The 26,275-nt window shown below is 68.2% G+C and carries 21 protein-coding genes; 3 read left to right on the forward strand and 18 right to left on the reverse strand.

The window, feature by feature from the left end; genetic code table 11:
• Positions 1-23: 23 nt before the first annotated feature.
• On the forward strand, positions 24-503 hold the full coding sequence (gene bcp, locus CXZ05_RS05155; protein WP_102971521.1) for a thioredoxin-dependent thiol peroxidase: 480 nt from the start codon (positions 24-26) through the stop codon (positions 501-503).
• 163 nt (positions 504-666) lie between these two features.
• Here bcp and purU read toward each other — a convergent pair whose 3' ends face one another.
• Genes purU through glyA form a run of 7 tightly spaced genes read right to left on the reverse strand, consistent with a single transcriptional unit; the run spans position 667 to position 9,494 of the window.
• A complete protein-coding gene (purU, locus tag CXZ05_RS05160; protein ID WP_102971522.1) occupies positions 667-1,566 on the reverse strand; it encodes a formyltetrahydrofolate deformylase in 900 nt (299 codons plus the stop codon).
• A gap of 4 nt (positions 1,567-1,570) precedes the next feature.
• Positions 1,571-2,944 carry an L-serine ammonia-lyase gene (locus CXZ05_RS05165; protein ID WP_102971523.1) on the reverse strand — a complete coding sequence of 458 codons (1,374 nt, stop codon included), beginning with the start codon at positions 2,942-2,944 and terminating at the stop codon, positions 1,571-1,573.
• On the reverse strand, positions 2,944-3,579 hold the full coding sequence (locus CXZ05_RS05170) for a sarcosine oxidase subunit gamma (RefSeq protein ID WP_102971524.1): 636 nt from the start codon (positions 3,577-3,579) through the stop codon (positions 2,944-2,946). Before CXZ05_RS05170 ends, CXZ05_RS05165 begins: the two co-directional genes overlap by 1 nt.
• The gene (locus CXZ05_RS05175; protein WP_102971525.1) at positions 3,572-6,526 is read right to left on the reverse strand and encodes a sarcosine oxidase subunit alpha family protein; all 2,955 of its coding nucleotides are present in this window, start codon (positions 6,524-6,526) and stop codon (positions 3,572-3,574) included. Before CXZ05_RS05175 ends, CXZ05_RS05170 begins: the two co-directional genes overlap by 8 nt.
• The gene (locus tag CXZ05_RS05180; protein WP_102971526.1) at positions 6,523-6,894 is read right to left on the reverse strand and encodes a sarcosine oxidase subunit delta; all 372 of its coding nucleotides are present in this window, start codon (positions 6,892-6,894) and stop codon (positions 6,523-6,525) included. The genes CXZ05_RS05175 and CXZ05_RS05180 overlap by 4 nt, the downstream gene beginning before the upstream one ends.
• Positions 6,895-6,921: 27 nt before the next feature.
• A complete protein-coding gene (locus CXZ05_RS05185; RefSeq protein ID WP_102971527.1) occupies positions 6,922-8,142 on the reverse strand; it encodes a sarcosine oxidase subunit beta family protein in 1,221 nt (406 codons plus the stop codon).
• Positions 8,139-9,494 carry a serine hydroxymethyltransferase gene (gene glyA / locus CXZ05_RS05190; protein WP_102971528.1) on the reverse strand — a complete coding sequence of 452 codons (1,356 nt, stop codon included), beginning with the start codon at positions 9,492-9,494 and terminating at the stop codon, positions 8,139-8,141. The genes CXZ05_RS05185 and glyA overlap by 4 nt, the downstream gene beginning before the upstream one ends.
• A gap of 144 nt (positions 9,495-9,638) precedes the next feature.
• Between glyA and CXZ05_RS05195 the strand changes: the two genes are divergently transcribed.
• Entirely contained in the window at positions 9,639-10,310 is a 672-nt protein-coding gene (locus CXZ05_RS05195; protein ID WP_102971529.1) for a GntR family transcriptional regulator, read from the forward strand.
• 357 nt (positions 10,311-10,667) lie between these two features.
• Here CXZ05_RS05195 and CXZ05_RS05200 read toward each other — a convergent pair whose 3' ends face one another.
• The gene (locus tag CXZ05_RS05200) at positions 10,668-11,210 is read right to left on the reverse strand and encodes a hypothetical protein (protein ID WP_102971530.1); all 543 of its coding nucleotides are present in this window, start codon (positions 11,208-11,210) and stop codon (positions 10,668-10,670) included.
• A 268-nt stretch (positions 11,211-11,478) separates the two neighbouring features.
• On the opposite strand from CXZ05_RS05200, the gene CXZ05_RS05205 reads away from it, so the two are divergent.
• Entirely contained in the window at positions 11,479-12,546 is a 1,068-nt protein-coding gene (locus tag CXZ05_RS05205; protein WP_102971531.1) for a quercetin 2,3-dioxygenase, read from the forward strand.
• A gap of 90 nt (positions 12,547-12,636) precedes the next feature.
• Here the strand turns inward: CXZ05_RS05205 and CXZ05_RS05210 are convergent, their stop codons facing one another.
• From CXZ05_RS05210 to CXZ05_RS05255, 10 genes are all read right to left on the reverse strand, one after another.
• Entirely contained in the window at positions 12,637-13,872 is a 1,236-nt protein-coding gene (locus CXZ05_RS05210) for a DUF3500 domain-containing protein (RefSeq protein WP_102971532.1), read from the reverse strand.
• Positions 13,853-15,568, reverse strand: coding sequence for an FAD-dependent monooxygenase (locus CXZ05_RS05215; RefSeq protein ID WP_102971533.1), 1,716 nt, complete (start codon positions 15,566-15,568; stop codon positions 13,853-13,855). Before CXZ05_RS05215 ends, CXZ05_RS05210 begins: the two co-directional genes overlap by 20 nt.
• Positions 15,568-16,443, reverse strand: a complete 876-nt coding sequence (locus tag CXZ05_RS05220) for a fumarylacetoacetate hydrolase family protein (RefSeq protein WP_102971534.1) — start codon at positions 16,441-16,443, stop codon at positions 15,568-15,570. Before CXZ05_RS05220 ends, CXZ05_RS05215 begins: the two co-directional genes overlap by 1 nt.
• Positions 16,444-16,571: 128 nt before the next feature.
• Positions 16,572-17,408, reverse strand: a complete 837-nt coding sequence (locus tag CXZ05_RS05225) for an alpha/beta hydrolase (RefSeq protein WP_102971535.1) — start codon at positions 17,406-17,408, stop codon at positions 16,572-16,574.
• Positions 17,409-17,534: 126 nt separating this feature from the next.
• Positions 17,535-18,551 carry an alpha/beta hydrolase fold domain-containing protein gene (locus tag CXZ05_RS05230; protein ID WP_102971536.1) on the reverse strand — a complete coding sequence of 339 codons (1,017 nt, stop codon included), beginning with the start codon at positions 18,549-18,551 and terminating at the stop codon, positions 17,535-17,537.
• The gene (locus tag CXZ05_RS05235; protein ID WP_102971537.1) at positions 18,548-21,154 is read right to left on the reverse strand and encodes an alpha-L-rhamnosidase; all 2,607 of its coding nucleotides are present in this window, start codon (positions 21,152-21,154) and stop codon (positions 18,548-18,550) included. Before CXZ05_RS05235 ends, CXZ05_RS05230 begins: the two co-directional genes overlap by 4 nt.
• 29 nt (positions 21,155-21,183) lie before the next feature.
• Positions 21,184-22,224, reverse strand: coding sequence for an alpha/beta hydrolase (locus tag CXZ05_RS05240; RefSeq protein WP_308410991.1), 1,041 nt, complete (start codon positions 22,222-22,224; stop codon positions 21,184-21,186).
• 35 nt (positions 22,225-22,259) lie between these two features.
• Positions 22,260-23,267, reverse strand: a complete 1,008-nt coding sequence (locus tag CXZ05_RS05245; RefSeq protein WP_102971538.1) for an ABC transporter ATP-binding protein — start codon at positions 23,265-23,267, stop codon at positions 22,260-22,262.
• Complete coding sequence (locus CXZ05_RS05250) at positions 23,264-25,270, reverse strand: dipeptide/oligopeptide/nickel ABC transporter permease/ATP-binding protein (protein WP_102971539.1); 2,007 nt, start codon at positions 25,268-25,270, stop codon at positions 23,264-23,266. Before CXZ05_RS05250 ends, CXZ05_RS05245 begins: the two co-directional genes overlap by 4 nt.
• The gene (locus CXZ05_RS05255; RefSeq protein ID WP_102971540.1) at positions 25,267-26,220 is read right to left on the reverse strand and encodes an ABC transporter permease; all 954 of its coding nucleotides are present in this window, start codon (positions 26,218-26,220) and stop codon (positions 25,267-25,269) included. The genes CXZ05_RS05250 and CXZ05_RS05255 overlap by 4 nt, the downstream gene beginning before the upstream one ends.
• Between the last annotated feature and the right edge of the window lie 55 nt (positions 26,221-26,275).

The following is a 26,275-nucleotide window of genomic DNA, read 5'->3' on the forward strand; positions in this document are numbered from 1 at the left end:
CCAGATCCATCAGAAGGAATGCCATGAGCCCCAAACTGACCACCAAGCTCCAGCCCGGAACCCAGGCGCCCGACTTCACTCTGCAGGACGCAGAAGGCAAGCAGACCGCGCTGGCCGACTACCGCGGCAAGAATGTCATCGTATACTTCTACCCCGAGGCCGCCACCCCCGGCTGCACCACCGAGGCCTGCGACTTCCGCGACAACCTGGCCTCCTTCCAGGGCTCCGGCTACGCAGTGCTGGGCATCTCCCCCGACGCGCCGGAGAAGCTGGCCAACTTCACGGGCGACTTCGGGCTCACCTTCCCGCTGCTGGCTGACGAGGACCACGCCGTGGCCCTGGCGTACGGCGCCTGGGGCGAGAAGCTGATCGACGGCGAAGTGCACGAGGGCATCGTCCGCTCCACCGTGGTGCTGGACCCCGAGGGAAAAGTCACGCTGGCCCAATACCAGGTCAAGGCGCAGGGCCACGTCCAGGCGCTCCGCGAACAGCTCGGCGTCTAACCCCGGACGCGTCCTCACCTTTGGTCACCTCACCCCGGACGCGTCCTCACCTTTGGTCGCTTAACCCCCGATGCGTCCTCACCTTTGGTCGCTTAAACCGGAACGCTCCTGCATGAACTGCAGGAGCGTTTCGGTTTAAGCGACAGGACCTGAGGAAGGATTCCTACTTCAGGACGACGGTCCGGTTGCCGTTCAGGATGATCCGGCCTTCGCAGTGCCAGCGGACGGCGTTGCTGAGCGCCTTGCACTCGGTGTCCCGGCCGGCGGCGACCAGGTCGTCAGGGCCGAAGGTGTGGTCCACTTCGACCACCTGCTGCGCGATGATCGGGCCCTCGTCGAGTTCCGCGTTGACGTAGTGCGCGGTGGCGCCCACGGTTTTCACGCCACGCGCGTAGGCCTGGTGGTACGGCTTGGCCCCCTTGAACGACGGCAGGAACGAGTGGTGGATGTTGATCGCGCGGCCATCCAGCTTCCGCGCCAGGTCGTCGCTGAGGACCTGCATGTAGCGGGCCAGCACCACCAGCTCGACGTCGAGCTCGTCCACGATTTCCAGCAGCCGTGCCTCCGCCTGCGGCTTGGTGGCCGCAGTGACAGGGACGTGGAAGAAGGGGATGTCGTGCCACTCCACAAGGGTCTGGTGGTCGGTGTGGTTGGACACCACGCCCACAACCTCGATGGGAAGCTCCCCCACCCGGGCCCGGAAGAGCAGGTCGTTGAGGCAGTGGCCGAACTTCGAGACCATGATCAGGACCTTGCGGCGGGACCCATTCCGTTCCAGCCGCCACTTCATGTCGTACTTCTCGGCCACCGGGGTGAACGCGGCTCGCAGCTGCTCCAGCGTGGCTTCGTTGCCGTCGGACGCGAAGTGCACCCGCATGAAGAAGTGGCCTTCGGACCGATCGCCGAACTGCTTGTTGTCGATGATGTCGCAGCCGTACTCCAGCAGGAAGCCGGAGACGGCGTGCACGATGCCCGGGCCTTCGGGGCAGTCCAGGGTCAGGACGTGCTCGACGCCGCTGTTGGCCTGCCCGGAGGCGCGGTTCTCAGTCTGAATAGCAGTCATGGTTTCAGCACTCAATTACATTCACGGCGAGGCCTCCTCGAGAGGTTTCCTTGTACTTGGTTTTCATGTCGGCGCCGGTTTCGCGCATGGTCTTGATGGCCTTGTCCAGGGACACCTTGTGGCTGCCGTCCCCGTGCAAAGACAGGCGCGCGGCGTTGATGGCCTTGACGCTGGCGATCGCGTTCCGCTCGATGCACGGGATCTGCACCAGGCCGCCCACGGGGTCGCAGGTCAGCCCGAGGTTGTGTTCGATCCCCACCTCGGCGGCGTTCTCCACCTGTTCGGGCGTGCCGCCCAGCACCTCGCAGAGCCCGGCGGCCGCCATGGAACAGGCCGAACCCACCTCGCCCTGGCAGCCCACCTCCGCACCGGAGATGGAGGCATTGATCTTGAACAGAATCCCGACGGCGGCCGCCGCCAGCAGGAAGCGCACCACACCGTCGTCGTCGGCTCCGGGAACAAACTTGACGTAGTAATGCAACACCGCCGGCACGATTCCGGCCGCACCGTTGGTGGGGGCGGTGACGATGCGGCCGCCGGCCGCGTTCTCCTCGTTGACCGCCAGCGCGTAAAGGTTCACCCACTCCATCGCGCGGAGCGGGTCCGTGACGCCGGTGTCCGCCGTCAGCGTGCGGAACAACGACGGCGCCCGCCGCCTCACGTTCAGCCCGCCGGGCAGGATGCCTTCCGCGGCGCAGCCGTTGTCCACGCATTCGCGCATGACCGCCCACAGCTTCAGCAGCTCCTCGCGGAGCTCCGCCTCACTGCGCCACACCAGCTCATTGGCCAGCATCACGTCGGAGATCGACATGCCTTCACGGCTGCAGATCTCCAGGAGCTCGTTAGCCGTAGTGAACGGGTACGGCAGCGCGGTTTCGTCCGCCACCACCTTGGCGCCGGCGTCGGCATCACCGTCAACGACGAAACCGCCGCCGATGGAGTAGAAACTCCGTTCACTGAGCACCGTACCGGTGTGGTCCAGGGCGCGAAAGGTCATGCCGTTAGGGTGGGCCGGGAGGGACTTGCGCCGGTGCAGCACCACGTCCTCGTCCCAGTTGAAGTCCACCCGGTGGTCCCCGCCGATGCGCAGCTCGGCGTCCAGGGCGGCGGCTGCCACCTGGTCATCGGCTGTGGAAGTGTCCACGGTCTCCGGGTCCAGGCCCTGCAGGCCCAGCACCACGGCCTTGTCGGAGCCGTGGCCCCGGCCGGTGGCACCGAGCGACCCAAACAGCTCTGCCTGGACCCGGGTGGTGGAGCTCAGCAGCCCGCCGCCCTTGAGCCCGTCGGCGAACTGCTTCGCCGCCCGCATCGGGCCGACCGTGTGTGACGACGACGGCCCGATGCCAACGGAAAAGAGGTCCAGCGCGCTGAGCGCCATCAGGGCACCTCGGGGGAAGCGAACTCCCTCATGGCGTCCAGCAGCCAGCGGCCCAGGTAGTCCGCGAACGAGGCGCGGGGGAACAGCCGGAAGCTTTCCTCCCCGGTCTTGAACAGGACCACCGGGATGTTGCCGACCTCGGTGTTCAGGGCCGTGCCCGGCTTGAGGACGCGCGGGTGCAGGTCCAGGGCGCAGCCCTTTTCCAGCACTGCCCGGGCCTGCGGGCCGGACAGCTCAAACGTGGTGCGGTTGGCGGACAGGTCCACCACCTGCCCGGCGCCGTCGCCCAGGGCGGACTTGAGGCAGCCGATCAGGTCCCCGCCGAGGGAGTCGTGGGCTTCTTCCGGTGCCACCACCAGGAACTCCTGCGGGCCGAGCCACAGGACGCTGACCCGTTCCGTGCCGCGGACCTCGCCGCAGCGCTCCGGCAGGCCACCGGTGACGGAGCCGATCCGGGCGCCGGCCTCGGAGTTGGGATCCACCCGGACGCCGGCCATGGTCTGGAACAGGCCCTCCTTCAGGGTGACTGTTCCCGGCACGGATCCGGCGTCGAACGCTTCGGCCAGGTGTGAGGCTGGGCTGCGGCGGATTTCCCGGAGTCCATTGATGCCTGTGAAAGCTGCAGTGTTAGCCATCTTTGCGGGTCCCTTCGGGGTCAAACAGTACGGTTTCTGCCACGACTACGTCGACGAGCTGGTTGCCGGCGGCAGCCACCAGGGTTTCGCCGATCCGGTTGCGGCCGTTCTTGATCAGGGCCAGGCCGAACGACCGGCCCAGGGCGGCACTGTGGTAGCTGGAGGTTACGAAGCCCTGCATCGGAACCGGGCCGTAGGCGGGGTTCGCCGGGATGCCCTTCTCGATCAGCTGGGTTCCTTCCGGCAACCGCAGCGAGCCGTCCACCGGCAGGACGCTGACCAGGTGCTTGCGGTCATCGCGGTGCTGGTCGATTCGGGAGTAGGAACGCTTGCCGATGAAGTCCTTAGCTTTGGAGACGATCCATTCCATGCCGGCATCCTGCGGGGTGACGGTGCCGTCGGTGTCCTGCCCGACGATCGGGTAGCCCTTCTCGGCGCGCAGCACGTGCATGGTCTCGGTGCCGTAGGGGGTGATGTTGAATTCGGCGCCCGCGGCGGCCACGGATTCCCAGGTGTTCAGCCCGTACCAGGACGGCACGTTGATTTCGTAGGCCAGTTCACCGGAGAACGAGATCCGGCAGATGCGGGCCTTCACGCCGGACGCGAGGGTGGTTTCGCGGAAGGTCATGAACGGGAACGCCTCGGCGTCCAGGCCGCCGTTGGCGGCCAGTTCCGGTGCCACCTTGGCGATGACGTCGCGGGACTTGGGCCCGACGACGGCGATCGTGCTCCACTGTTCGGTCACCGAGGTGCAGTGCACGTCGAGTTCCGGCCACTCGGTCTGCAGCCATTCCTCCAGCCAGTCCAGCACCTTGGCGGCGCCGCCGGTGGTGGTGGTCATGAAGTAGGTTTCCTCGTCCAGGCGCAGGGTCACGCCGTCGTCGAAGATCATGCCGTCCGAGAGGCACATGACGCCGTAGCGGGCGGAACCCGGGGCGAGCTTCTTGAACGCGTTGGTGTAGATCCGGTTCAGGAATTCACCGGCGTCCTTGCCACGGATTTCGATCTTGCCGAGGGTGGTGGCATCCATGAAGCCCACAGAGTCGCGGACGGCGGCGCACTCGCGGAGCACAGCCTCGTCCATGTCCTCGCCGTGCTGCGGGTAGTACCACGGCCGCTTCCACTGCCCGACGTCCTCGAACAGTGCGCCCTGGGCAACGTGCCACGGGTGGATCGAGGTGACGCGGGCGGGATCGAACAGCTCGCCGCGCTGGCGTCCGGCCAGTGCCGCGAAGGCCACCGGGGTGAACGGTGCGCGGTAGGTGGTGGTGCCGATGTCGCCGATGCCCCGGGAAGCCTCGCCGGCCTGGCGGAGAGCCGCGGCGATGACGCCGATGGCGTTCACGCCGGACGTCTTGCCCTGGTCGTTGGCGGTGCTGATCGAGGTGTAGCGCTTGATGTGCTCCACGGACCGCATGCCCGCACCGGTGGAGCGCAGGACGTCAGCCACGGACTGGTCACGCTGGAAGTCCACGAAGTGGTGGTGCCAGTCGTCGGGGGTTCCGGTCTGGCCGGGGACCAGCCACAGCTGGCGGGTCGGGGCGGACGCCTTCGGCTCCGCCAGGGCGGAGGGTTCGACGGCGGATTCGAAGCCGGCGGCGATCGCAGCCGTTGCTCCGGCCGAGATACCCTCGGCCAGGCAGTCAGCGAGTTCGAAGCTGCCTCGGCCGGAACCGATGGTCTGCTGGTTCGGAACCACGGTGGCCGGCACGAAGGCCGCGAGGTCCTCGTCCCAGCGCAGCTTGCCCTGGCGCTGCGAGTGCAGGTGCACCAGCGGGCTCCAGCCGCCGGACACTGCCAGCAGGTCGGCGGCGATCTCTTCAATGCCCGAGGTGAGCTCGCCGTCGTCGTTAATGCTGCGGACTGTGACGCTGCTCAGCCGGCCACCCGCTGCGCCCTCTCCGGAGGAAGCGGTGTTGGCCACCGCGCTGCCGATGAGCACCCGGGTGCCAGCTTCGACGGCGGCGGCAGCCACCGGTGTGAGGGCGGGACGGGCGTCGACGACGGCCGCGACCTTGATGCCGGCGGCGCGCAGGTCCGCGGCCAGGGCGTAGGCGCTGTCATTGGTGGTGCTGATCACCACGCGGGACCCTGCGGCCACGCCATAGCGGTTCAGGTAGCTGCGGACAGCGGAGGCGAGCATGATGCCCGGGCGGTCGTTGTTCTCGAACACCAGCGGACGCTCGTGGGCGCCGGGGGCCAGGACAACCTGGTTGGCACGGATGTGCCAAATACGCTGGCGGGAAACGCCGGCGGCGGCCGGGCTGGAGAGGTGGTCGGTGCGGTTCTGGACCGCGATCACGTAGTTGGCGTCGTACGCGCCGAACGCCGTAGTCCGGTTCAGCACGGTGCTTTCGGCGCCGGAGACGAGCTCAGCCTCGACGTCGCCAACCCATTCCAGGGCGGGCTTGCCCTCGATGGTTTCCGCCAGTCCGGAGGCGGTGGACCCGGACAGCAGGGAGCCGCCGAGTTCCGGCTGGTCGTCCATCAGGATGACGCGGGCGCCGCTGCGGACGGCTTCGCGTGCCGCGGCCAGGCCGGCGGGGCCGCCGCCGATCACGAGGATGTCGGTGTGGACGTACTTCTTGTCGTACTCGGCGCGGTCATCGGCCGGGTCCAGCTTGCCCAGTCCGTTCAGGAAGCCGGCCTTCAGGCCGTCCACCAGGGAAACGGTGGTGGCGGGGAGCATGGATTCGGCAACGTCGCCGGGGAAGCGGGCTTCGATCCGGACCAGGGCGTTGGGCTCTTCCACGCCGGCGGCCAGGATGCCGCGGGCACGGTCCTCGTACAGCGAGTTGCCGGCGGCGATGCGGCCGTTGGCCAGCAGCGCGGAGGCCAGGGTGTCGCCCGGATGTCCGGTGAATTCCTCGCCGTCCACGGTGAAGCGCCAGGAGATGCTGCGGTCGATGCGGCCGCCGGTGCTGAGGCGCGCGTTCTGGGAGGTCACTTGGTCGCTCCTTCCGGGGCGGTGCTGGGGCTGAGGGGGGTGGTGCTGGCGGCGCCGGTGCTTGCGGTGCCGGTGTCAGCTGCCGGGGGGAAGGGAGCGGCGGGCCGTGGCACCCCCATCGGGTAGACGGCCTGGATGTCGTACGTGACCGTGTCGCGGAGCATGTTGAACCACTGCCGGCAGCCGGTGCTGTGCACCCACCGTTCGGCGAAGGTGCCCTTGGTGTTCTCGCGGTAGAACAGGTACTCGGCCCATTCCCGGTCGGTGAGGTCGTTGGGGTTCTCGGGGTACGGCACGTGGGCCTGGCCGCCGTAGTGGAACTCTGTTTCGTCCCGCGAGCCGCAGTTGGGGCAGGAGATAAGCAGCATGAGCGTCTTCTTTCTTGTGGACCGTGGCTAGTGGGCGACCGCGGCAGCGCCGTGTTCGTCGATCAGGGCACCGGTTTCGAAGCGTTCCAAAGCGAAAGGCTTGTTCAGCTTGTGCGGTGCTCCGGTGGCGATGGTGTGCGCGAAGGTCAGGCCGGCAGCCGGCGTGCCCTTGAAGCCGCCGGTTCCCCAGCCGCAGTTGACGAACATGTTGTCCACCGGGGTGGTGCCCACGATCGGCGAGGCATCCAGCGTGGTGTCCACGATGCCGCCCCAGGTCCGGAGCACGTGGGCCCGGGCAAAGATCGGGAACAGCTCGACGGCGGCCGCCATCTGGTGCTCGATCACGTGGAAGGAGCCGCGCTGGCCGTAGCCGTTGTAGGAGTCGACGCCGGCGCCCATGACCAGTTCGCCCTTGTGTGCCTGGGAGACGTACACGTGCACGTGGTTGGACATGACAACGGTGGGGTGGACGGGCTCGTGGAGTTCGGACACCAGTGCCTGCAGCGGGTGTGACTGGATGGGCAGCCGGAAGCCGGCCATTTCCGCCAGGACCGAGCTGTGCCCGGCGGCGCAGAGGCCCACCTTCTCGGTGTTGATGGTGCCGCGGTTGGTCTTGACGCCCACCACGCGGTTGCCGTCCTTGACGAAGCCGGTGACTTCGCAGTTCTGGATGATGTCCACGCCGAGCTCGTCGCACTTGCGGGCGAAGGCCCAGGCGACGTGGTCGTGCTTGGCGATGCCGGCGCGCGGCTGGTAGGTGGCGCCCATGACCGGGTAGCGAATGTCGTCGCGGATGTTCAGGATGGGGCAGAGTTCCTTGACCTGCTGCGGGTCCAGCCATTCCGCGTCCACGCCGTTGAGCTTGTTGGCGCCCACGCGGCGGATGCTCTCGCGCACGTCGCCCAGGGTGTGGGCCAGGTTCATCACGCCGCGCTGGCTGAAGAGGAAGTCGTACTCCAGCTCCTCGGGCAGGATCTCCCACAGCTTCAGGGCGTGCTCGTAGATGGCAGCGCTCTCGTCCCAGAGGTAGTTGGAACGGATGATGGTGGTGTTGCGGGCCATGTTGCCGCCGGCCAGCCAGCCCTTTTCCAGGACGGCGATGTTGGTCATGCCGTGGTTCTTGGCCAGGAAGTACGCGGTGGCCAGGCCGTGCCCGCCGCCGCCGACGATCACGGCGTCATAGGAGGACTTGGGCTCCGGGTTGTGCCACAGGAAATCCGGGTGCTCCGGGAGCTGGTGGGTGCTCACTGGGCTGCTCCAATCATGTCTTTTTCAAACGCGGCAATCTCGGTTGCGCCGCCGAGCTGGGGGTACAGGGGGAACTGCTCGGCGAGTGCGGTGACGCGGGCGCGAAGGTCGACGGCGGTGCCGTCGTCGAGCGTTCCGGTGCCGTCTGTGCCAGTACTGGCAGAGGCGATCAGGGCCGTGGCGATGATGTCCGCGACCTCGGTGAATGCGGCGGCGCCGAAGCCGCGGGTGGCCAGGGCGGGGGTGCCGATCCGCAGGCCGGAGGAGACCATCGGCGGGCGGGGGTCGAACGGGACGGCGTTGCGGTTGACGGTGATGCCGATGCGGTGCAGCACGTCTTCGGCCTGCTGTCCGTCCAGTTCAGAGTTCCGCAGGTCGACCAGGACCAGGTGGACGTCGGTGCCGCCGTTGACCACCGTGATGCCGGCGGCTTCGACGTCGGGCTGCAGGAAGCGCTCGGCCAGCAGCTTGGCGCCCTCCAGGACGCGCTCCTGGCGTTCCTTGAAGCCCTCGGTGGCTGCGAGCTTGAAGGCCACGGCCTTGGCGGCGATGACGTGCTCCAGCGGACCGCCCTGCTGACCGGGGAAGACGGCGCTGTTGATCTTCTTGGCGTACTGCTCCTTGGCGAGGATGACGCCGCCGCGCGGGCCGCCCAGGGTCTTGTGCGTGGTGGTGGTGACGACGTCGGCGTACGGCACCGGGTTGGGGTGGAGGCCGGCGGCGACGAGGCCGGCGAAGTGGGCCATGTCCACCATCAGGTAGGCACCGACAAGGTCGGCGATCCGGCGGAACTCGGCGAAGTCGAGCTGGCGGGAGTAGGCGGACCAGCCGGCCACGATGAGCTTCGGCTTGTGCTCCAGGGCCAGGGCCTCGACCTCGGCCATGTCCACGCGGAAGTCGGATTCGCGGACGTGGTACGGGACCACTTTGTAGAGCTTGCCGGAGAAGTTGATGCGCATGCCGTGGGTGAGGTGGCCGCCGTGGGCCAGGTCCAGGCCCATGATGGTGTCGCCCGGGTTCAGCAGCGCGAACATGGCGGCCGCGTTGGCCTGCGCGCCGGAGTGCGGCTGGACGTTGGCGAACTCGGCGCCGAAGAGCGCCTTCACGCGGTCGATGGCCAGCTGCTCGACGACGTCGACATGCTCACAGCCGCCGTAATAGCGCTTGCCCGGGTAGCCCTCGGCGTACTTGTTGGTGAGGACCGAACCCTGCGCCTCCATGACGGCCGCAGGAGCGAAGTTCTCCGAGGCGATCATTTCCAGCGTGGACTGCTGGCGGTCCAGCTCGCGGGCGACTGCTTGCTGGATCTCGGGATCGACTGCGGAAAGTCGGTCGTTCAACTGCTCAACCACGAATACTCCTTATGAAATACCACTTTGCTTACGACTGATATATCAGTATGAGGTCAATGGTATGATTGAGCTCACAACAGAGTCAATAGCTGGAAGCAAAATGGCACTTCGCTTCCACTTGGAGCCTATGAACGGAGTCTCGCTGTGAATGCTCTTCCCGCCATGCCGCCCGCCGAGGACGAAGTGCTGTCCCAGGCCGAGGCCGCGTACCGGCAGCTGCGCGACAAGCTGATCATGCTGGACATCCGCCCGGGCGAGCCCATCAACGACGGCCAGTTGGCTACTGAACTGGGCTTCGGGCGCACGCCCGTGCGTGAGGCCATCAAACGGCTGGAGGTGGACCACCTGGTGGTGTCCTACCCCCGGCGGGGAACCTTCGCCACCACCGTGGACTTCACGGAACTGGCCGACGTCTCGGAGATCCGGGAGCTGCTTGAGCCGCTCGCGGCGCGCCGGGCTGCGAAGCGGGCCAACGCCGCCATGCGCGAGGAACTGCTGGACGTCGCGAAGGCCATCTCGGAGCTGGCGCCCACGCCCGCCCAGTCGCGGGAGCTCATGCGCTACGACCTGACGGTGCACCGGCTGATCTACCGCGCCGCGGCCAACCCGCACCTCGAGGACACCCTGATCCGTTATGACAACCTGGCCACGCGCATCTGGTGCCTGGTCCTGGACAAGGTCCCCTCGGTGAGCGGCCACATCAGCGAGCACGTGGACCTGCTGAAGGCCGTGGCCGAGGGGGACGCGGACAAGGCAGGCGAGCTCGCGCTGCACCACGTCACGAGCTTCGAGGAGACCATCCGCAAGGTGCTGTAGCCTCGCCGCGGATACCCACAAGCTTGACGTGGGCGACCGCCTGACTGCGGCAGGATCTGAGGAAGGGATCCGCATGAGGCGATGGGATGTGAGGAAGCGTCATGCATCACGTGCCCTGCCTCAAACGCTTCCTCAGCTCTCGTCGCCGAACCCCCAAACGCTTCCTCAGCTCTCGTCGCCGAACACCAAACGCTTCCTCAGCTTTGGTCGCTTGAACAGTGTCAAGCGACGGGATCTGAGGAAGCACCGCATCTAAAGCGACGGGATCTGCCGGAGGGTTTGCGGCGCTTCAAGGAACGAGGAATCCCCCGGGTCTTTCCCGGGGGATTCCTCGTTCATGGGTGACGGTGTTGCTGCCTAGTGGCCGCCGCCTCCGATCACGCCCTTCTCGACGGCCTTCGTGACGGCGTCGGCTTCGGTCTGGGTCAGGGTGCCGTCCTTGACGGCCGTGTCCAGCTTGGTCTTCAAGGCTGCCGCGCGCTCCGCCTCTGCGGCGGCGCGGATTTCCGTCAGGGCCGCGGTGACCTTGGCTTCGTCGACGCTGAGGGCCGTCGCCAGGGACTTGGCCATCGCCGCGTCCTGGGCTGTGCGGTCAGGCTTGGTGCCCTCGGTGGGCGCCGCCGTCGGCGTGTTGGCCTCGCGGAACGCCTGGATCGCCGCGGTGACCTTCGCTTCGTCAACACCCAGCTTGGTGGCAAGGTCCGCCGCGATCTGGCCGCGGTCACCGCCCTTGTGGCCCCGGAAACCGTCAGTCGATGCGCCGCTCTCCGTCGACGTGCTCGACGTTGCGCTGGGGCTCGGAGTGGTGGCGGCTGAGGCCATTCCGGTAACCCCCAGGCCGGCGCCCAGCGCGAGGGCTCCAGCGGTGATGCCGAGGGTGATTCTCTTGGTTCGTGACATGGTGTCTCCTTGGTCGGCCGTGTGATACGGCTTTTGAACGGAAGGGCATCTGTCCTAGCCCCTCACTCAAAGATCCGGCAGCAGGTTAGGGCACCGCTGTTCGGAAACTGTCAGGAGGCTGTGAACCCTGAAAGTTGCGAAACCGTCGGCAATGGTCCACCTGACGCAACTTTTCAACCAATGAAAACCGCGCATACTTCAACCCGGCAATCGGCCAAGCTTGTCCAAACGACGTCCCCCGCGGCAGTGCCGAAGAAAGAAGGAAGCAATGACCCTCAGCGTCGAGGAAATGAACAAGCAGCTGCCGGTTGCCAATGCGCTGCCCGGCGAAGCCGTGCCCTACTACATGGCCTCCGGCGAGGGTGCACGCTACGAGATCGACGGGCAACTGATTACCGTGATCGCCCGCGCCGCGGACACCGGCGGCATCTTCAGCGCCGCCTACATTTCCGGCGGCATGGGAGCAGAATCCCCGTTCGTCACCCATAAGATCGAGCACAAAACCCTGTACGTCTTTGACGGCATCCTCCATGTCTGGCTCCCCGGCGAAAGCCGCATCCTGATCCCGGGTGACTCCGTCGTGATTCCACCGGGAACACCGCACGCCTACCGGATGGCCGGCCACTACACCCGCTTCCTGAACTGGATGACGCCGGGCGGGGCTGAGGCCTACTACGAACGGGTCGGCACCCCTATCGATTCGCATGTCCCGCCGGTGCACGCCGGCCATCGGCTGAGCGCCCGGGAAGCGGCGGAAGTCGGCGCCGAGTTCGGCATCACCTTTCCGGATGTGGAGCGGGTGGCACCGTCGCTGCAGCAGAATGCCGGGCTGCCTGCCACACTGAGCCCCTACTTCCTCAGTGCCGGCGAAGGGGAACGCCTGGTCAGCTACCAGACCATGTTCACGTACCTCTCCCGGCCGGAGAACACGGGCTCGAACTACTTTGCCGTCCACACCAAGGGCGCCAAGTCCCCCTATATCCCGCTGCACTTCCACTCCGAGCACACCGAGAACTTCCTGTGCACCGAGGGCCGCATGTGGCTCTACGCCAACGGCCGCGAGGTGCTGCTCACCAAGGGCGACTTCCTGCACGCCCCGGCGGGCACCGTCCACTCCTTCGCGTTCGACTCCCACAACACCCAGATGGTCGGGTTCCTGACGCCGTCGGTCTTCAACGGCTTCTTCGAATACTTCAACAAGCCCACCGACGACTACATGTACACCGAGGGCGGCGAGCCCTACATGGATATGGAGGGCTTCGGCCGCGCCCAGGCGGAAATGGACCTCACCGTCGTCGGCCCGCCGCCCCAGCGCCGCGCCGCCCTGGATATCTAAGGCGCCGAAACAGCAACGCGGGGTCACTTCCCGCCCAATACGGTGAGGTTATTGGGCTGGAAGTGACCCCGCGTTGCGGTATTTAAGGGGTCAGGAACCCTGTGACTGCCGCACCAGCGCGCGGCCGTAGTCGTTCCCGTTCGGCGTGCGGAGGACCGTGTGCATGTGGAACGGGGCGGGGGTGTCGTTGTTGAGGAACACGCCGGTGTGGTGGTCCAGCTCCATGACCACCACTGGGCTCTGGATCCGGAAGTAGAAGGCGTCCTCGCCCTGCCAGCCGCCGATCCAGGAGAACCGCGTTTCGCCGAAATGCTCCCGGATTTCCCGCAGCCGCGCGGCGCGGGGCCCGGCGGGAAGGGCGGCGACGAAGTCCTCCACCAGCCTGTCGAACAGCGCCAGCGATTCGGGCGGCAGCGATCCGGCCAGGATACCCTCGTAGGGGATCACGCGGTTGTCCTGGAAGCAGCCCGCCAGGTGGCGCTCGTCGCCGGGATGCAGCCGGCCCTCGGGCATCGCCGGATCCACCATCTCAGCGAAGGAGAGCGCCTCCCCACGCAGAAACTCGGGCAGTGACGCCATCAGGTCACGGGCCACGCTGATGCGCTCCTTGAACACCTTGACGCCCTTGTGCGGACCGGCGTCGATGACGTCCGGCTCGGCACCAAGGAACATCGGCGACAGGACCAGCTGGGTTCCGGCCACCAGGCAGTTGAGCGCGAGGTGATGGCCGAACAGCTGCCAGCCCCACGGCTCGGTTTCCGACGGTTCGCCGTAGAGGGCGAAGTTGTAGCTGTATTCGTTCATCAGCTCCGGCAGTTCCACCAGCTCGCCCAGGAAGCCGTTGATGCGCATCAGGTTCCGTGCCAGCGCGTACCCCTCCGGGCTCAGGCTGGCCTCCACGACGGCGAGCGCGGCATCGCGCACGGCCGGATCCAGGTCCTCGAGCCGCAGCCCGGTGTCGTGCTGCATGAATTCGGGGTTGGCCCAGCTCTGCCATTCGTGGGCGTCCGCCGCGTAGCTCAGGCGGTTCCGCTGTTCGGCCGAGGCGGTGGCGAGCAGTTTGCCCGCGGCGGCGACCATTTCCGCCGTCGGCGCCTCTTCCCCTGGCCGCGCCTCGGCGAGGCTGAAGAGCCCGGGGCGGATGACGCCGTCGTTCGTTACACCGACGAAAGGCGCGGGGTACAGCTTCTGCCAGCCCTCGATCATGGGGCCGGCAAAGGAGTCGGTCTTGGCCTCCTCGGCGTAGGAGCGCGCGTCCAGTCCGCGCAGCCGCGCCACCCGGGGGTGGTCAGGCGCATACAGGAAATCACGAAACGACGACTGCATTGATGCCCTCCTTCAGTTGCTCGAATGGTCCGGTGTTTCCCCAGCCGGCCGCGACGGCCAGGGCGGCGGCCGCGGCCTCCGCGGAGGAACCGCGCCAGGCGACGTGCTGGTCCGGACGGACGAGGACGGCATCGGCCGCCCACAGTTCCGCCATTGGCGTCCCGTCGTCGGAAGGCCCGACGGCGGTGACGGTCACCGGGATGCCGTGGCCGGCAGCCGCCGTGATGACGGGCGCAAAGGCCTGCTCCGGCGGCAGGCCATCCATAACCGTGCTGTCCACGAGCAGCGAGAATCCCGTTCCGAGGACGTCGTAAAGGGAGGTGGTGCCGTCCAGCCAGGCGTGCGGCAGCAGGGCGCCGGGGCTGGCCGAGGGCACGTAGCGGATCGGGTCCTCGGCCGGTACAGGTGCGCCGTCGGGGGCCACCAGCGGGGACTCGGAGTAGCTGTACCCGAGGACCAGGCCCAGCGAATCGAACTCGCTTTGCTTGACGGCAAGCGCGTCGTGAGCGCCGGCCCGTGCGGCCTCACCTTCAACCCCGGCAGCCGTCAGCGCGGCGTCGGCGAAATGGTAGGCGAGGGCCTTGCCGTTGGCTGCGGCGTCGCGGATGGTCCGGTCGGCCACGGGCCGGCGCTCCGGTCCGTAGCTTTCCAGCAGCCCCGGACCCGCCCAGCCCTCGAAGGCGGCGGCGATTTTCCAGGCCAGGTTGGCGGCGTCGCCTATGCAGGTGTTGAAGCCGTGGCCGCCCCAGGGCGGGTTCTGGTGCGCGGCGTCCCCCACCAGGAACACCTTGTCCGTGCCATAGGACGGGGCAAGGAGCATGCGGGCCGTCCAGGGGTCGGTGGCGATCACGTCAACGTCGATGTCGGCCCCCACGAGGGACCGCACCAGGGTGGCCGGATCAGGCTCGGACGCCCCGCCGACACCCTGGATGATGGCCCACCAGGTCTGGTCCAGGTCCATCCGTCCCACCATGCCCGCCGCGCCCGGCCCCAGCACCCAGTACTGGACGGCGGGGTCCAGCGTGATGGTGGAGGCAAGGTCACGGGAGCGGAAGAGGATGCTGACGTTGGACAGGGCGGCGGACTCCCCCTCGAGCCGGAGGCCCAGGCCGTGGCGGATGGTGGAGGAGCCGCCGTCGGCCCCTGCCAGGTATGCGCAGTCGACGGCGGTGCGGCGCCCGGAGTCGTCGGCAATGGTCACGCGCTGCCCGCCGTCGGGGAGGGCAGCGAAGCTGTCGACCCGCAGCCCCGTGAGCAGGGTGGCGTGCGGCGACGCCGCAACGGCCTCCCGCAGCACCGCCTCCAGCACCGGCTGCGGCACCTGCTGGCCGCACTCGGGCTGCGGTCCGTAGCGGCCGGGCTCGAGCTGGAAGGCGTTGGGGAAGCGCCTGATCTCGGAGCCGGTCAGCGCGGAACAGAAGATGACGTCCTGCGCGAAACCGACGGGCAGCGGAGCGGCGTTCCGGAGCGCGTCGGCGAGGCCGAGCCTGCGCAGGTGCGTCATGGTGCGTGCGTTGGTGGTCTTGGCCCGCGGCCTGTCCGGGTCGATCAGCGTACGGGGTTCGATGACCGTGCTGCGGATGCCTTTGCTGGCCAGGTCCAGGGCCAGGAACAGTCCGCTGGGCCCTCCCCCGGAAATGAGGACCGGCGTCTCGGCCGGCACGTCCTGGAGCCCGGCGTAGCTGACGGCGGTCATCAGGCCCTCGCCCTGAGGGACGGTTCGCCAATGGGAGTGACCAGGGTGCCCAGCCGCTCGATCTCGACCTCAACGGTGTCCCCCGGCTGCAGCAGCCACTGGGGTGTGCGCGCGTACCCGACGCCGTCGGGGGTGCCGGTGGCGATCACATCGCCGGGGTGGAGCGTGAACGTCTGGCTGATCAGTGAGATGATGGCCGGCACGGAAAAGATCATGTCCCGGGTGTTGCCGTGCTGGACCTCGCTGCCGTTGACACGGGTCCGGACCTCGAGGCCGTCGCGCAGGTCGCCCACCTCGTCGCGGCTGACCAGCGGTCCCAGCGGGCCGGTGAAGTCGCCGTTCTTGCCGAGGGTCCACTGCGTCGTGAGCTTCTGGGCGCGCCGGGCCGTGATGTCGTTGAAGGTGGAGTAGCCGAAGATGGCCTCTGCGGCCTGGTCCTCGGTCACGGACTCCGCACGCTTGCCGATGTAGGCGGCCACTTCGCCTTCCCAGTCCAGGCCTGCCTCGCCGCCCGGGACCGGGACAGGGACGTTCCCGACGGACAGGGAAGCAGTCCACCGCCCGAACAGGGTGGGATACGGGGGCAGTTCCTGGTCCTTGTAGCTGCCTTCCGCCGCGTGCGCCTTGTAGTTCAGGCCGACGCAGATGACGCGGGCAGACGCCGGAACCAGGGGAACTTCGGTGACCGTGCCGCGCTCAAGCGAAAGCGACCCGGCGCCCTCAACGAGGGACAGCGCCTTCTCTTGCCACCCGTCGGCATCCGCCCAGAAGTCCGTCACGGGTGCCAGCGGAAACACCCTGGCGCCGTCGGGGGCAGTGCCGTGCAGGGCGGCCGCCCAGGTGTCGCCGTCGTGATTAATGCCTATGTACTGCATGTGGGGCCTTTCAGGTTCGCCCGGGGGGGCGGGGGTCGGTCGGAGGGCACGGCAAACAGAGCCCGTGCGGGCAGGGGCTGCCCGGGGATGGTGCCGAAGCGGCGTTGTGGAAACTCAGGTAAGGAAACTCAGGGGATGCCGGACTGCCGGCGGAAGAAACTGACGGTGGCGGCCAGTGCCTTCTCCGCCGCGGCCGAGCTGCCGTCGGGCAGGGACCACATGTGATCCGCACCGTCCAGGAGAAGAAGTTCGACGTCGGCCCCTGCCTTTTCCAGTTCGGCCGCCAGGGATTGGGATTGGGCGGCTGGAACGAAGCGGTCGGCTGTTCCGTGGACCAGGAGGAAGGGCGGGGCACCAGGACCGACGTAGCTGACGGGGCTCGCGGCGGCTGCCTTCTGCGGTTCCTCCGCCAGGACGGCGCCGATCAGCTGTTCCTCCCGGGAGGCCGGGTCAGTGGCCCTCGCGACGGCGTCGGGCAGGGCCTGCTCCCCCATGCGGTTCAGGTCGGTCGGCGGGTACCAGGCGGCCACGGCCGCGACGGGACTGTCGCCGCCAATCAGGCCGACCAGGCTCGCCAGGTGGCCGCCGGCGGAGTCGCCCCAGGCGTAGATCCGGGTGGGGTCCACGCCGTAGTCGGCGGCGTGGTTCCGCAGCCAGCGGACCGCGGCCTGGGCGTCGTGCAGCTGGGCCGGATAGTGGGCCTCCGCGCTCAGCCGGTAGTCCGCCGAGGCGACGACGAAACCGGCTTCGGCAAGGACCTCGAAGGGTGTGAGTCCGAAGCCGTCCGCGACGGGACCCAGCGATGACCGCGCTCCGACCCGCCAGCCGCCGCCGTGGAAATGCACAATTGCCGGCCGGAGGACCGAAGCAGGTTCGGGGAGGTACAGGTCCAGGAGCAGCGGACGGTCGACGGAGCCACCCGTGCGGGCGAACTCCACGCCTTTCAGCACGTGGCCTTCCGTCATCATCGACTCCTTTGCTGCCTTCGCCGGTTCCGCTTTGGCCCGGCCGGCCCTCTTGGGGCTTCTACCTCAAGGGCTTGTCCTCTAAGACTGTCGGATCAGGGACAGAGCCTGTAGCGGCCATTTCAATCATTGAAACGGCTTTGCCGACTCCAGCTCGGCGGCCAGGAAGGCCAGGCCCTGCCGTACTATTCCGAGCGCGGCGGAATGGTTGAGGTAGCCGTGGGTAGCGCCCTGTTCCAGGCGGTATTCCACCGCAATGCCGGATTGGCGAAGCCCCGCCACGAAAAGTTCGGCCGAAGGGCGCAGGTCGTCGTACTCGCTGGCGAGAACGGCGGCCGGCGGCAGGCCCAAGGGGTCGGCATGCCCGGGCATGGCGTACGAGGACGCCATGCCCGCCGGCCCTCCGATGTAGTTTTCGACCATCCCGCGGCAGTCGTCGGCGGTGAAGCGAAGGATCCTTGGCAGGGCTGCCAGGACGCCGTCATTCCCAGTTTCATCGGAGGCCCCTCCGGATGCAACGGCCGCCGCGTCTCCTGCATGCGGCAGATCGGCATGCAGGAAGGGATAAGCCAGTAATAGCTTGGCCGGCATCGGTTCCCCGGCATCCTTCAGGTACATCCCCGCTCCGACAGCAAGGTTGGCCCCCGCACTGGCCCCGCCGAGGCACAAGCGGCCTGGTGCCACGCCGAAGTCCCCGGCATGGGTGGCCGCCCACAACCATGCCGCGAGGGCATCCTCATGGGGCACCGGAAAATGCACGCCGTCGCGGGCCAGGCGGTAGTCCACGGAGAACACCACGCCGCCGGTCCTTTGCGCGAGCTCGCGGGCCAGCTGGTCAGCCTCCCGCATGTCGAGGTTGCCTCCGGCGAATCCTCCGCCATGCAGCCAGACCAGTCCGGGCACACCGTCGTCGGGCACAACGCCGTCGGAACCGACCGGGCCGTAGGCCCGTATGGGCACGGTTCCGTTGGGTCCGGGCGCCTCCACGGACCGGACGGGAACATGGGGAGGCGAGTAGGGCAGGAGCGACCCGCTAAACGCCTCGAGCCGTTGCATCCCGTCCGGATCAGCCAGCAGCTCCGCGAACGAGCTGATTCCGGCCAGGTGATGCAGAAGCCCGGCCAGCTCCGGATCCAGGCTCATGGCAGGGCCGACAGTTGCACGGTGCCCGCAAAAATGCCGGGTTCGCAGCTGAAGGAGTGCGTCCCGGAGCCAACTTCCACAGCGTCGGAGCCGTCCGGCAGGGACACCGAGGCAGTGCAGCCGGCGGGGACCGTGACGGACAACAGGAAGGTGCCGCCGTCGTGCTCCCACCGCACTGCCGCCTCGCCGTAGGGGGTCTCGTGCCGGGCGGCTGCCCAGGTCAAGCCGCCGCCGGGCAGCGGCCGGACCCGCAGTGTCCGGCTGGCGAGGCCGGCAGGGGCAAGGCCTGCGACGGTGCGGTGCATCCAGTCGGCCACGGCTCCGAGCGCGTAGTGGTTGAAGGAGGTCATGTCGCCGGGGTTGATGCTGCCGTCCGGGAGCATGGAATCCCAGCGCTCCCAGATGGTGGTGGCGCCCATCGTGACCGGATACAGCCAGGACGGGCATTCCGTCTGCAGCAGCAGGCGGTAGGCCGCCTCCGCGTGGCCTTCGTCGCTCAGCGCGTCGGTGACCAGCGGTGTCCCCACGAAGCCGGTGGCAATCCGGTAGCCGTCGGCGGCCACGGTTTCCGCCAGCCGCTCCCCTGCTGCGGCACGCTCCTCCGGTTCGAGCAGTCCGAAGCGCAGGGCCAGCGCATAGGAGGTCTGCGTGGCCGGCTGGAGGCTGCCGTCGTCGGCGATGTATTGCTTGCGGAACACGGAACGGGCGCGGTCCGAGAGTTCGTGGAGGCGGGCCGTCTCGGTGTCCTCCCCCAGCAGCGCCGCCGCCTGCGACGCGATCGACGCCGAGTACGCCAGGTAGGCCTGCGCCACCAGCTGCCAGGGGGTCCTGGCGGCACCGGGATCGTTCGGCGGCGCGGCCGGGTCCAGCCAGTCGCCGAACTGGAATCCGTGTTCGAAGCGCAGCTCCGGCCCGGCGGCGTCTGCCGCCGCAGCCAGCCATGCCGCCATCCCGGGCAGTTGCCGGCGCAGGAACTCAAGGTCTCCCGTCTGCTGGTACATCACCCAGGGGACCAGCACGGCGGCGTCGCCCCAGGCGGCCATCACTGGCCGGGTGGGAAATGGCGGCTTGTCAAAGGTCACCTCGGGGACCACCAGCGGCGGCGGACCGTCAGTTCCCTGCTCGACGGCCAAGTCCTTCAGCCAGGATGCGGTGAATCCGGGAATCCGGTAGAGGAAGGATGCAGTGGAGGCAAAGACCTGGAAGTCCCCGGTCCAGCCGAGCCGCTCGTTGCGCTGCGGGCAGTCGGTGGGCACATCCACGAAGTTGCCCCGCATGCCCCACACCACGTTGGAATGCAGCTGGTTCAGCATGGGTTCGGAGCATTCGAAGTAGCCGGTGCGCTCCAGGTCAGAATGGACGACGACGGCGGTGAAGGCTTCCGGGTCCAGCTCGCCCGGCCAGCCGCTCACCTCAACATAGCGGAACCCATGGACGGTGAATTCGGGGCTGTACTGCTCCTCCCGGCCGGATCCGCGCAGGATGTAAGTGTCGGTCTGCCGGGCCACCCGCAGCGGGCGCACGCCGAGTTCGCCGTGTTCCAGCACCTCGGCGTGCCGCAGCACCACCTCAGTGCCGGCCTCGCCACGCACGCGGATTCTAACGTGGCCGACGAGGTTCTGGCCGAAGTCGAGGATGGTCTTTCCGGACGGAGTGGTGAGCACCGCCTGGACGGGCAGCTCTTCGGTGGCACGCACCGGCGGCCCGTCGGGTGCCACCAGGAGGGCGGCGTCGAAGTCTTCGGCAACGACCGGTTCCAGCCCTTCGCCTCCCACCCAGCCTTGATCCGCCAGCCGCGCGTCGTAGGTTTCGCCGTTATACAGGTCGGCGGACAACACGGGACCGCGCCCCGCCAGCCACGATTCGTCGGTTCCCACCACGGTGAGCTGCCCTTCGGCGTCGCGCAGTTCGAGCTGCCCGATCACCGCGGTGCGGTCACCGTACTTGTTGCGTTTGTCCTGGAAGCCCAGATTGCCGCGCCACCAGCCGTCGGCCACCTCGAAGCCGATCACGTTGGTTCCCGGCCGGAGGTATCCTGCGACGTCGTAGGTCTGGTAGCGCAGTCGGTGGTGGTAGCTGGTCCAGCCCGGCGCGAGGAGGTCCTGGCCCACGCGGCAGCCGTTGATGGTGGCCACGTAGATCCCGTGGGCGCTCGCGTAGAGACGGGCTGACGCCACATCCCCGTTCATCTCGAAGGTGGTGCTGAGCCGGGACGCGGGCTCGTCGGAGGCGCTCGCCTCGTCCCAGGACGGACGGATCATGGCTGCCTGCCAGTCCGCGGCGTCCAGAAGGCCAGCCTCAACCCAGGCGACAGGGCTCCACTCGGAGGGCCCGCCGTCGTTGCCCCAGACGCGGACCCGGGCTGCCACACGCTCGCGGCTGGCCAGCGGGCGTGCCGGCCAGGGCTGCAGGAGCTGCTCGGCCGAGTCAACGCGCCCGTAGCTGACCAGGCTGCCTGCGTCCGGGCCAAGTTCGAGTTCGTACGCCGTCTGCACCCAGCCCGGGGCGTCGGTGCGGACCTGCCAGGACAGCCGGGGCCGGTCCTCGCCGATGCCGAAGGGCTCCTCGTGGTGCTCGAAACGGAGGGCGGAAGGGGTGGTCATCGGGGTGGCTCCTGAAGTGGCGTGGGCTGTCATGGCTGGTGTGTTTCGGTATTGGAACTGCTCAGTTCCTTCGCGAAGAAGGACACTGCTGTTCTGAGGATGCGGTCCAGCTGGTCTTCGGCGAAGAAGAAGCAGTGGTCGCCGCCTTCGACGGTGATGAGTTCCTGCCGCGCGCCTGCCTGGGCCAGCGCGTCGGCCAGGAGTTCGCTCTGGGACAGCGGGACCAGGCCGTCGCTGTCGCCATGGATCAGCAGGAATGGCGGTGCATCGGCGGTGACGTAGCCGAGCGGGCTCGCGGCATCCAGCAGGGCTGGGTCGTGTGAGTTGCCTACCAGCATGGGGCCGGGTTCCAGTGATACGCCGACCGGGACCGCCGCGAGCAAGGGGCCGCTCATGAAGCTGGTGGCCGCGTCCATGCGCGGCATCTGCGTCAGCGAGGAGACGCCGTAGAAGTCGACGACGGCACTCACCGAGCTCGGCTGGCCCTGGACGCCGAGGCCGCCCTCGAGGTCTGCCCGGCCACCAGTCAGGCCAAGCAGTGCGGCGAGATGGCCGCCGGCCGACTCGCCCCAGGCGCCAATGCGTTTCGGATCGATGCCCAGCACATCGGCGTGCTCCCGGAGGTACCGGACGGCGGCCTTGATGTCATGGAGCTGGGCGGGGAACGGGGCCTCCAGCGCATGCCGGTAGTCCACCGTGGCGCAGGCGATCCCGGCCTCGTTAAGCAACCGGAAAACCGAGTCGGGCTGGAAGGTCGGCGGCAGCTCGCGCCGGTCCCCCAGCTGGAAGGCTCCGCCGTGGATCCACACCACCAGCGGGACACGGGCGCCGTCGGCGTTCCGCGGGAGCCAGATGTCCATGGAGAGCCGGCGGAAGCCGACGGCGATCGCATAGTTGAGCTCGCGGTGCACCAGCGAGTGCCCGGAGACTTCCTCGGGCGTGCCCGGAGTCTGGAAGGCCGGGAACGGCGGCGGTGCGGGCATGCGGCGCGGTGCAGCCGAACCAGCAGCGGTGCGGGTGCCGTCGGCGGTGCCGGTGCTGTCGGCGGTAGTCACGGACTCTGGGGTCACGGTGCACTCCTTGCAGTGGTCTGTGGTGAGGTATTTCAGGCGTAGTGGCAGGCGACGTCGGACTGGCCGACAGTGCGCAGGGCCGGGCGCTCGGTGGTGCACAGGTCGGTGGCCAGCGGGCAGCGCTGGCTGAACGGGCAGCCGCCTGCCGAGGCGGCCACGGCGGCGGCCGTCCGGACGCCGAGCGACTCGCGCAGCCTCCGCCGTTCGGCCTGCTCCGCCGGGCGTGGCACCGGGGAGGCCGCCACGAGGGCCTGGGTGAACGGGTGCTTCGGGTTCTCGGTGACTGCCGCGGCCGGTCCTGTCTCCATGACCTGGCCCCGGTACAGCACCACCACCCGCTGCGCGAGGAACTGGACCACGGAGATGTCGTGGGCGATGAACAGGTAGCTCAGCCCGCGTTCGTCCCGCAGGTCGGCGAGGAGGTTCAGCACCTGGGCCTGGGTGGAGAGGTCCAGGGCGCTCACGGCCTCATCGCACACCACGAGCTTCGGTTCGCAGATCAGGGCACGTGCCACGGAGATGCGCTGCCGCTGCCCCCCGGAGAACTGGCTGGGGTACCGGTCCACGGCTTCGCGGGGAAGCCCCACCCGCTCCAGCATGTCCCCGGCCCGGGTCCGGGCCTCGGCGGCCGGGATGCCACGGACCCGCAGCGGCTCGGCCAGCGAGACGCCGATGGTCTTCCGCGGGTTGAGCGAGGAGTTGGGATCCTGGAAGACGGCACGCAGTTCGCCGCCGAGCTCCTGGCGCTGTGAAGAGCCGGCGTGGGTGATGTCGCTGCCCTGGAAGCTGATGGAGCCGCCGGACACCTTCTGCAGCCCCAGGATGGCCTTGCCGATGGTGGATTTTCCGGATCCGGACTCCCCCACCAGGCCGACGGTCTCACCGGGACGGATGGTGAAGCTCACGCCGTCGACGGCGGCCGGCACCGAGGCCGCCTTGCGGCCACGGCCGTAGCGGACCACCAAGTCCTTGACCTCCAGCATGGCCGGGGCGGGCAGGACCGCCTCGGCGTCCTCGCGTTCAACCGTATCGATACTCATGCCATGTCCTTTTCAACGATCTCAAGTACGCGGTGTGTGGGTATTTCGGTGGCAAGCCAGGCGAGGCCCTCCACAGCCAGCTCATCCGCTTTGACGCAGCGGACCTCGCCATCCTCCGAGCCGGAGGGAAGCAACGGAACCGGCGTCGTGCAGGCGGACCCGGCAAACTGGCAGCGGGCCGCAAAGCGGCAGCCTGCAGGCCAGTCCTTGGGCTGCGGAACCTGGCCCTTGATCGTGGCCAGCCGGTCGGGCATGTCGTGGGCGGTGTTGGCGTGCGGATCCGCGGCCAGCAGCGCAAGGGTGTACGGATGGCGCGGGTTGTCCAGGATGCTCGCGGTCCGGCCGCTCTCCACCACCTGGCCCGCGTACATGACGGCGACGTTGTCGCAGATGTCCGCGACGACGCCCAGGTCGTGGGTCACCATCACTACTGACATTCCGGTGTCCTTCACCAGTGACCGCAGCAGAGAGAGGATCTCGGCCTGGACCGTGACGTCGAGGGCGGTGGTGGGTTCGTCGGCCACTAGCAGCCGCGGCTTACCGGAGAGGGCCAGCGCGATGGCCACGCGCTGGGCCATGCCACCGGAGATCTGGTGGGGGTAGGACTTCAGGATGCGCCGGGCATCCACGATGCCCACCTTTTCCAGGAGGCTGAGCGCCTCGGCACGGGCTTCGGCCTTGCCGGCCTTTCCCAGCCGGCGGATGGCGGCCGTCAGCTGGTAGCCCACCGTGAACATGGGGTCGAGGGCGCGCATGGGCTCCTGCGAAATGAGTGCGACGTCGCGGCCGCGGATGCCTTCCAGGTCCTTCTCGGTGGCCGACGCCAGGTTCCTGCCGTTCCACAGGATCTGCCCGTCGGCGACCGAAACACCGGACGGCAGCAGCCCTAGCAGGGACAGCGCGGTCATCGTCTTGCCGCAGCCGGACTCGCCCACGAGTCCCAGCACGGTGCCGGGTGCGACGTCGAAGGTGACGTCCGTGACCAGCGGGGTGCCGCCGTCGACCCCTACCGAGAGGCCGCGGACACTGAGCTGGCCGGCGGCGGGCAGGTTTTCAACGGCGGGAGCGGCGGCCACAGCGGCTGCCGCATCCGCTGTGCGCTTGCGGCGGATGGCCGCCGACGGCAGATGTGATGCCGTTGCGTTCGGGGACTTGCCCAGCGCGTTGCCGATGGCGTTGGCGGACAGGACGGTCAGCGCCAGCACGGCGCCGGTGGGGACCATGAGCCAGGGTGCGTCGTAGACGTGCTGCGAGGCGCCTTGGATCATGCCGCCCCAGCTCGGCTGGGGAATGGGCGGCCCGAAGCCGATGAACGCCAGTCCTGCCTGGATGAGCATGCCGACGGCAAAGATGAGCGCCGACTGCACCACCACGGTGTTGGTCAGGCCCGGGAGCACATGGCGGAGGCTGATTCCCAGCGGGCCGACGCCGTCGACCTTTGCCGCGTCGACGTAGAGCTGGGACTGCAGTGACTTGGCCTGGCCCAGCATCACCCGGTAGATACCTGCGGAAATGAGGACGCCCAGGATGGCCATGATCAGCGGAATGTTCGTGCCCACGGCTCCGATGACGGCCAGGATGATGACGGTGCCGGGCAGGGACATCATGATTTCGGTGACGCGGCTGATGATCCCTTCGGCGCGGTCGCCGGCACCGGCGGCGGTCATGGCCAGGATCGTCCCGAGCGCGACGCCGACAATCACCGTGATGAGAGACGTTCCCAGGGTGCCGGCCGCCGAGGCGAAAATACGGCTCAGCAGGTCCCGGCCAAGTTCATCCGCGCCCAGCCAGTGGGCAGCGCTGGGTCCGGAGAGGACTGCGGTGAAGTCCTGGTCCTCGGTCTTGTACGGCAGCCACAGCGGCGCCGTCAGGGAGGCAACCACCAGGGCGGCAAGCCAGACCGCACCGGCGAGGCCGCCGGGCGAGGTGAGGAGGCGGTGTCCGGAAAACTTTGCCAGGGCTGTCTTCCGCGGGGTTGCAGTGGGTGCAATGGAGGGAATCATGAGGCACGCAGCTTCGGGTCAAGGAATTTGGTGGCGAGTTCGAGGACAAGGTTCACGGCCACCACCACGACGGTGGCGATAACCACCACGCCCTGGACAGCCGGGGCGTCATGAGTGCTGACGGAGGACTGGACTGCCTGGCCGAGGCCGGGCATGGCGAACAGCTGCTCCGCGATGACGGATCCGCCGAACAGGCCGATGAACTGCAGCGCGATGCCGGCAACGATGGGAAGGCTGGCGTACCGCAGCGCGTGGATGTACAGGATCTTCCAGGTGGGAGTCGCCGTGGCACGCAGGGTACGGATGTGTTCCTGTTGCAAGGCCTCAAGCATGGAGGCCCGGGTCTGGCGGGCGATGAACGCCGCACCGCCGACAGCGAGGGTGATGACGGGCAAGGCTAGGGACAGCGCCCAGTCCTGCGGGGAGGCTTCGAAGGGAACGTAGCCGGTGGCCGGGAACACCGACGACTGCACGGCGAAAAGGTAAACAAAGATGATGCCGATCCAGAAGGCGGGCAGGGCCACGAGGAGCCCGACGAACCCGCCGATGATCCGGTCCAGCAGCCCGCCGCGCACCGCTGCGGTGACGCCGAGTGCGATTCCGAGGACGGCGCTCAGTACCGTGGCTCCGGCTGCCAGTGATGCGGTAACCGGAAGCCGGCTGGCGAGGTCGGCGCTTACGGACCGGCCGTCAATCAGGGACGCTCCGAAGTTTCCCTGCACGGCGTCACCGAACCAGCGGAAGAACTGGACGAACAGCGGATCGTTCCAGCCGAGGCGCTGGTTGACCTCGTCGATGGCTTCCTGCGCCGCACCGGCGCCAAGGGATACGGCACCGGGGCTGCCGGGCATGGCGTGGACCAGCAGGAACGCCAGCACCGCCACCACCAGCACGGTGGCCAGCGCCATCAGCAGGCGCTTGGCGACGAACATTGCCATAGTGACCTCCATTGGTCAGGACTCCATCGTGTGGACTCCGCGGGTCGGGCCGGACGCCCTCCGTGGG

The organism is Arthrobacter sp. AFG20, from assembly GCF_002892795.1.
Lineage (GTDB): Bacteria > Actinomycetota > Actinomycetes > Actinomycetales > Micrococcaceae > Arthrobacter.

Bases quoted from the DNA above. Each gene is read 5' to 3' on its own strand.
- bcp (WP_102971521.1), top strand. From the start codon at position 24: ATGAGCCCCAAACTGACCACCAAGCTCCAGCCCGGAACCCAGGCGCCC.
- purU (WP_102971522.1), bottom strand. From the start codon at position 1,566: ATGACTGCTATTCAGACTGAGAACCGCGCCTCCGGGCAGGCCAACAGC.
- CXZ05_RS05165 (WP_102971523.1), bottom strand. From the start codon at position 2,944: ATGGCGCTCAGCGCGCTGGACCTCTTTTCCGTTGGCATCGGGCCGTCG.
- CXZ05_RS05170 (WP_102971524.1), bottom strand. From the start codon at position 3,579: ATGGCTAACACTGCAGCTTTCACAGGCATCAATGGACTCCGGGAAATC.
- CXZ05_RS05180 (WP_102971526.1), bottom strand. From the start codon at position 6,894: ATGCTGCTTATCTCCTGCCCCAACTGCGGCTCGCGGGACGAAACAGAG.
- CXZ05_RS05200 (WP_102971530.1), bottom strand. From the start codon at position 11,210: ATGTCACGAACCAAGAGAATCACCCTCGGCATCACCGCTGGAGCCCTC.
- CXZ05_RS05205 (WP_102971531.1), top strand. From the start codon at position 11,479: ATGACCCTCAGCGTCGAGGAAATGAACAAGCAGCTGCCGGTTGCCAAT.
- CXZ05_RS05210 (WP_102971532.1), bottom strand. From the start codon at position 13,872: ATGCAGTCGTCGTTTCGTGATTTCCTGTATGCGCCTGACCACCCCCGG.
- CXZ05_RS05215 (WP_102971533.1), bottom strand. From the start codon at position 15,568: ATGACCGCCGTCAGCTACGCCGGGCTCCAGGACGTGCCGGCCGAGACG.
- CXZ05_RS05220 (WP_102971534.1), bottom strand. From the start codon at position 16,443: ATGCAGTACATAGGCATTAATCACGACGGCGACACCTGGGCGGCCGCC.
- CXZ05_RS05225 (WP_102971535.1), bottom strand. From the start codon at position 17,408: ATGACGGAAGGCCACGTGCTGAAAGGCGTGGAGTTCGCCCGCACGGGT.
- CXZ05_RS05230 (WP_102971536.1), bottom strand. From the start codon at position 18,551: ATGAGCCTGGATCCGGAGCTGGCCGGGCTTCTGCATCACCTGGCCGGA.
- CXZ05_RS05235 (WP_102971537.1), bottom strand. From the start codon at position 21,154: ATGACCACCCCTTCCGCCCTCCGTTTCGAGCACCACGAGGAGCCCTTC.
- CXZ05_RS05245 (WP_102971538.1), bottom strand. From the start codon at position 23,267: ATGAGTATCGATACGGTTGAACGCGAGGACGCCGAGGCGGTCCTGCCC.
- CXZ05_RS05250 (WP_102971539.1), bottom strand. From the start codon at position 25,270: ATGATTCCCTCCATTGCACCCACTGCAACCCCGCGGAAGACAGCCCTG.
- CXZ05_RS05255 (WP_102971540.1), bottom strand. From the start codon at position 26,220: ATGGAGGTCACTATGGCAATGTTCGTCGCCAAGCGCCTGCTGATGGCG.